The organism is Janthinobacterium sp. BHSEK, assembly GCF_056174685.1.
In genome coordinates this window covers 413678-419783 of sequence record NZ_JBWBYV010000012.1, presented here as the reverse complement: position 1 = coordinate 419783, position 6106 = coordinate 413678, and the positions used below count along the sequence as shown (strand labels likewise).

Here is a 6106-nt window from a genome sequence, read left to right as displayed (position 1 = left end):
GCCAGGACATCATCAGCTCGGGGCCTTGCCATGCAGTAAGGCCCAATACGAGGATGGCGCCAGCCGCCAGCAGGCTGCGCTTGAGCGGCAGTTGTAGGCGGATGGCAATCGAGGCCGGTGGTTTGACCGTTGGCGCATCGGCTACCGGGGCTGCCTGTGTTACCGGTCCGCTTTGCCACGCCAGTATGACGTCGCGCACGTCGCGCATGGTGCGCGGTCGTTCGGCCGGGTCGTGCGCCGTCATCGCGCGCACGACGGCGTTGATGGCGGGCGGCACCGTATCCGGCAGGTCGGGCCACGGCTGCGTCGCCTGCATGTGGGCGGCGGCCAGGGCCAGGCCGTTCAGGTGGGCGAAGTGGCGCTGGCCGGCCAGCATTTCGTACAGCATGGCGCCCAAGGCATACACGTCGCCGCGCGTGTCGGGCAGGCGGCCCATCAGGCGCTCGGGCGCCATGTAGGCGATGGTGCCCTGCAAGTCGCACAGGGTGGTCGTTTGCGTCGCTTGCGGGTCGATGTGGCGGGCCAGGCCGAAGTCGAGGATGCGCACCTTGCCGTTTGCTTCCAGCATCAGGTTTGACGGTTTCAGGTCGCCGTGGACCAAGTCCATGGCGTGCGCCTCGTCCATCGCGTCGGCGATCTGGTAGGCGATGTCGAGCGCCGACCGCAGGTCAGCCTTGCCGTTGTGCATGAACTGGCCCAGGGTCTGGCCTTCGACCAGTTCCATGACGATGGACTGGCCCGTGCCCTGGCCCTCGATGGCGAAGATGCGCACGAAGGCCGCATGCTTGAGCGAGGCGGCCAGGCGCGCTTCATTGATGAGTTTTTCGGGATGCAGCACGTCGGCTTGCGGTTTCAGGCGTTTCAGCGCCACGCTGCGGCACAGCTTGGCATCCCAGGCTTCGAAGACATGGCCGAAACCGCCCTCGCCCAGCAAGCGGCGCACTTCGTAGTGCCCGCTGATCGTGTCGTCTTGCGACGGGGTCTGACGCAGGGAGTCGAGCAGTTCCATATACCTTGGCTTCGGAGTGCATCAAGGTGCGCAGCAGGCATCGGAGAGGGAACTGCGATGGCTGTGTGCGCAAAATGATTGATTTTGAGTAACTTCCTGATTTAAGACGATTGTTTCGAATAAGTCAATTAGTATTGACAAGGAGTGAATAAAAGCCGCTGCCGTGGGCGAGGCATTGCTTGCCGATTCATGCTTGCAATCTTGTTCAAACTCAATTTTCCCTTTCCCCGCTTCCTCAATAATGCTGATGGGGCTGTACCTACATGTGCGGGTCAGGCGTTGGGAGCGGGCATGGATGAGTTGTTGCAATTTTACGAGCGCGAACTGGGCACCTTGCATGCGCACAACCAGGCGTTTGCCCGGCGCTATCCGGCCATCGCGGGGGCGCTGGGCATCCAGGGCGGCGACATGGGCGACCCGCACCTGGCGCGCATGCTGCAGGCGTTTGCCATGTTCAACGCACGTACGGCCAAACGGCTGGCCGATGGTTTCGGCACCTTCAGCGAAACCTTGTTGGAAGTGAACTTTCCCCATTATTTGCGCCCGTTTCCTGCCTGCGCCATTGCGCGCATCGATAACGACCTTGCGACGTTGACCGAGCCGGCCATGATTCCGCGCGGCACGGTCATGCATGCTGCCGAGCATCAGGGCGTCACCTGCAAGTTCACCACTGTCTACGATGTCGCCGTGGCGCCGCTGCGCCTGTCCGACGTGCGCTTTCAATCCATCGTGGCGGCGCCGCCCGCATTGCGCCTGACGCCGGATTTGGGGGCGGCGATCAGCATCACGCTCGAAGCGACGGGGGCCACAGCCATGCTGGACGGGCTGCCGCTGTCGATGCTGCGCCTGTTCCTCGACGGCGAGCCTGCGTTTTGCGCCACCTTGCGCGACAGCCTGTTCCTGCGCACGCGCCGCGCCTGTGTGGAAGTCGATGGCGCCTGGCATGCGCTGGACGCGGTGCCTCTGCACCCGGTCGGTTTTGCCGCCGCAGACGCCTTGATACCGGCCCGAGCCGCCTCGCATCCCGCCTACCGCCTGCTGGGCGAATGGTTTGCCTTTCCGGATAAATTCAATTTCGTCGACCTGGACATGGCCGCGCTGCGCCCGCTGTTGCCTCCGGCGTGCCGGCGTTGCACCGTGCATCTGCTGCTGGCCGATGTGCCGGCCGATGCGGATATCGCGCGCATCCTGCGGCCCCTGTCGGCAAGGCATCTGCTGACGGGATGCACGCCCGTCGTCAACCTGTTCCGCCAGGCGGCCAATCCCATCCGTTTGACGCACGCGAGCGCCGACCATGTGCTGCTGCCATCGGTCAGACAGGCGCATTGCTACGATATCCACAGCGTCGACAGTGTGCAGGTGCTCGGTGAAACGGCGCAGGGCGCCGCGCTGGACACGTTTTACCCATTTTATTCGATGCGCCACGGCGAGGCGGGCGGCCGCCAGGGGCGCTACTGGGTGACGCGGCGCGACGAAGACATGGCGCTGAGCAATCCCGGCTATGACATGCGCATCGCCTTTGTCGACGGCGCCATGCAGCCGCTGCACGACGCCACGCAAACGGTGTCCATCATGCTCACCTGCAGCAACCGCGATTTGCCGAGCCGCCTGGTGTTCGGCAATGCCGAGGGCGATTTGCGCCATGACGGCGTGGCCAGCGCCTTGCCGGTGCGCCTGCTGCGCAAGCCCAGCGCTGCCTGCCGCTTCCCTGCGGGAGTGGCGTCGCACTGGCGGCTGATCGCGCAACTGTCGCTGAATCATCAGTCGCTGAGCGAGCAGGGTTTGCCACTCTTCAAGCAAATACTCGAGCTGTACAACTTGTCCGGTTCGGCCAGCGCCGCGCGCCAGATCGCGGGCATGACGGGACTGCGCCAGCGCGCCGCCAGTACCTGGCTGCAGGATGAGGCGGGCGGCAGTCTGGTGTTCGGCATCGACGTCCTGCTATCCGTCGATGAGGAAGCCTTTGTCGGCAGCGGCTTGCATGCATTTGCCCAGGTGATCGAACGCTTTCTCGGGCTGTATGTGCACCTGGGCTCGTTTACCCGCCTGATCGTCTTGTCGCAGAAGACTGGAAAGGAGTTGCTGTGCTGCCTGCCCCGCAATGGAAACCAGGCGCTGGTGTAGTCGCGCGCCTGCTGGCCGACCCGTCCGGCACCGCTTTCTTTCAGGCGGTGCGGCTGCTGTCTGCCTGGCTGATGCAGCAGGGCATCTCGCAGGAGCAGGTGTTTGATGATTGCCTGCGCCTGCATGGCAGCGCATCGCTGTCGTTTGCGCCGGGAGAAATCGAACAGCTGTGGCTGGAGCCGGAAGCAGATGGTCATGCGCAGGTGCATGTGCGAGCGGCAATGCTGGGTTTTCTGGGCGTGCATGGCAGCTTGCCGCTGCATTACACGGAAACGCTCGCGCGCCACGAACGGCAAACGGGCGATGGCGGTCCCCGTGACTGGCTCGATACGCTGTCGCAGCGCGCGCTGGCCCTGTTTTACCAGGCCTGGGCACGTTACCGCATCGAATGCCAGATGGACGCCGACGGCGGCGATTTCCTGCCCCTGCAACTGGCCCTGGCCGGTGCCTGGCCTGCCGAGGTGGCACGGCAGGAGGATGGCTTGCCTGCGCATGTGCTGGCCCATTACGCGGCCTTGCTGCGGCATCGGCCCGTGGCGGCCGACGTGATGCAGGCGGTGCTGGCCGAGTATTTCGGCGTGCCCGTGCGCATGCAGCGTTTTGTGGGTGCCTGGTTCCGGCGCGCGCCGCAGGAGCGCACCCTGCTGGCCACCGCGCACGCCCGGCTGGGGCACGGCGCCATGCTGGGCGAGCGCTGCCGGCGCGCCGACTTGCGCGTGCGCCTGGTGCTGGGACCGTTGGAGCGCCGTGTCTACGAGGATTTCTTGCCCGGCCGGCCGGGCGCGCTGGCCCTGCGCCAGATGCTGGCGCTGTTCGGCTTGCCCGGCATGAGCTTTGAAATACGCCTGGTGCTGCGGCGGGAAGACGTGCGCACCTGCGTGCTGGGCACGGGCACCTGCCTGGCGCAGGATGCTTTTTTGGCCGGCAAGCTGCCGGCCCGTGACCGTGACGACATGCATTACGACATACGCTTCGATGGTTCCGCCTGAGACCGCCATACATATTGTGCCCCGATGACTGCTGGAAGGAAGAAAACCATGGAAGACTTCGCGCAATGGATGGCCGTGGACAAGGCCTTGACCGCCGGCAACCGGGCCCTGCGGCTGCGCCTCGCCTACCCGGACGGCAGCAATGAGGATGTCTTGCTGCCGCAGCGCGTCAGCGGCAGCGAGGCCATCTGCGGCGGGATCGAGTACCGCATCCTGTGCGTCGCCACCGAAGCGCGCTTGCCGCTGAAACAGTTCATCGCCGTACCGGCCGAATTGCAGATCGTGACGGACCAGGGGCAGCTGCGCAGGGTCTGCGGCATCGTCGCCGAAGCGTGCGCGGGGCAAAGCGACGGCGGGCTGGCCACCTATCAGCTGGTACTGCGCGACGGCCTGGCCCTGATGGAAAAGCGCGTCAACACGCGCGTGTTTCGCAACAAGCATGAATTGCAGATCGTCCAGCTGCTGTTTGAAGAATGGCGGCAGGGCAATAGCGTGCTCGCCGCCAGCCTGGATCTGTCCATCGATGCGGCGCTGGCGGCGCGCAGCCTGCCCGTGCGCGAATTCACGATGCAGCACAATGAATCCGATGCCGCCTTTATCCGCCGCCTGCTCAGGCGCCGCGGCATCGCCTGGTGCTTCCAGGCGGGAGCGCCGTCCGGTCCGAACGCCACCACGCCCGTGCATGCCCTGCTGCTGTTCGACGACGCCAGCCGCCTGGCGGAAAATGCGGCTGGCACGGTGCGCTATCACCGCGATGACGCCACCGAGGAAAGGGATGCCGTGACCGCCTGGAGTGCCGTGCGTCGCTTGCAAGCAGGAAAATCCGAACGTTACAGCTGGGACGATGGCCACCCGCACAGTCCGCAGTTCATGGCCACGCAGTCCCAGGGGGCCGTGGATCAGGGCGGGAATGGCAATCGCCTGGCGGCCAGCCTCGACGACTATATCGTGGAGCCGCCGCTGGCCGCCGGCAGCAATGACGAATTGCGGCAACTGGGCCAGCTGGCGATGGCGCGTCACGATATGGACAGCAAGTGTTTCCAGGGAGAAGGCTGCGTGCGCGACTTTTGCGCGGGCCAATGGTTCAGCCTGGAAGGGCATGCCGATATCGACAGCCACCCGGCGGCCGAGCGCTGTTTCGTCATCACGGCCTTGAGCGTGGCTGCCAGCAATAACTTGCCGACAGGTCTGGATGCCAGGGTCGGGCGCCTGTTTGCGCAGAGCGGCTGGCAGTGCGATGCAGGCCCGGCACAAGGAGCAGGCGCCGATGGCCAGCCGGCCTTGCGCTACCGCAACCGTTTTACTTGCGTGCGGCGCGGCATCGCCATCGTGCCCGCTTTTGACCCGCGCAGCGATTTCCCCGTCGTCCGCCTGCAAAGCGCGCTGGTCGTCGGGCCCGCCGGCGAAGAGGTGCATTGCGATGCGCTGGGGCGCGTCAAGGTGCGTTTTGGCGCCACGCGCGCCCCGGACCACGCGCATGCCAACGGCTCCGGCGCGTCCGATACGGAGCGCGATTCGGCCTGGGTGCGCGTGGCATCGAGCTGGACCGGCAATGGCCCGGGCAGCGGCAAACAATGCGGCACCTTGAGCTTGCCGCGCATCGGCGCGGAAGTGCTGATCGACTTTCTCGGCGGCGACCCGGACCGGCCCATCATCGTCGGCCAGCTGTACAACGCCGTGGGCGCGCCACCGGGCCTGAGCAGCCGCGGCGCCTTGCCGGGCAACCGTTATCTGTCCGGCATGCGCAGCCGCGAAGTGCGGGGCGGGCGCGGCAACCAGCTGTGCTTTGACGACACGCCATCGCAGATCAGCGCGCAGCTGGCCAGCGACCAGGCGGCCACGCAATTGAACCTCGGCTACCTGACGGAGCCGCGCAGCGACGGCGCAGGGCGGCAGCGTGCGCACGGCCCGTTCGCTGTTGATTTCGGCCTGGAAACAGCTGGGCGCCAGCGGCAAGCAGCTCGACGGCAGCGAGCATGCCGCC

3 protein-coding genes and 1 pseudogene are annotated in these 6106 nt (G+C 65.8%); 3 read left to right on the top strand and 1 reads right to left on the bottom strand.

From position 1 onward, the window contains the following. The coding region (locus AC0V2Y_RS06495) for a serine/threonine-protein kinase (RefSeq protein ID WP_475418110.1) at window positions 1-1009 on the bottom strand (1009 nt) is incomplete at its 3' end. 291 nt (window positions 1010-1300) lie between these two features. Here AC0V2Y_RS06495 and tssF point away from each other — a divergent pair. From tssF to AC0V2Y_RS06480, 3 genes and pseudogenes are all read left to right on the top strand, one after another. Then, window positions 1301-3133, top strand: a complete 1833-nt coding sequence (gene tssF / locus AC0V2Y_RS06490; protein ID WP_475415628.1) for a type VI secretion system baseplate subunit TssF — start codon at window positions 1301-1303, stop codon at window positions 3131-3133. Beyond that, window positions 3094-4122 (top strand): type VI secretion system baseplate subunit TssG, encoded by a 1029-nt coding sequence (tssG, locus tag AC0V2Y_RS06485; RefSeq protein ID WP_475415627.1) that lies wholly within the window; start codon window positions 3094-3096, stop codon window positions 4120-4122. Before tssF ends, tssG begins: the two co-directional genes overlap by 40 nt. 24 nt (window positions 4123-4146) lie before the next feature. Next, a pseudogene (locus AC0V2Y_RS06480) lies at window positions 4147-6094 on the top strand (type VI secretion system Vgr family protein); the annotation flags it as partial. Between the last annotated feature and the right edge of the window lie 12 nt (window positions 6095-6106).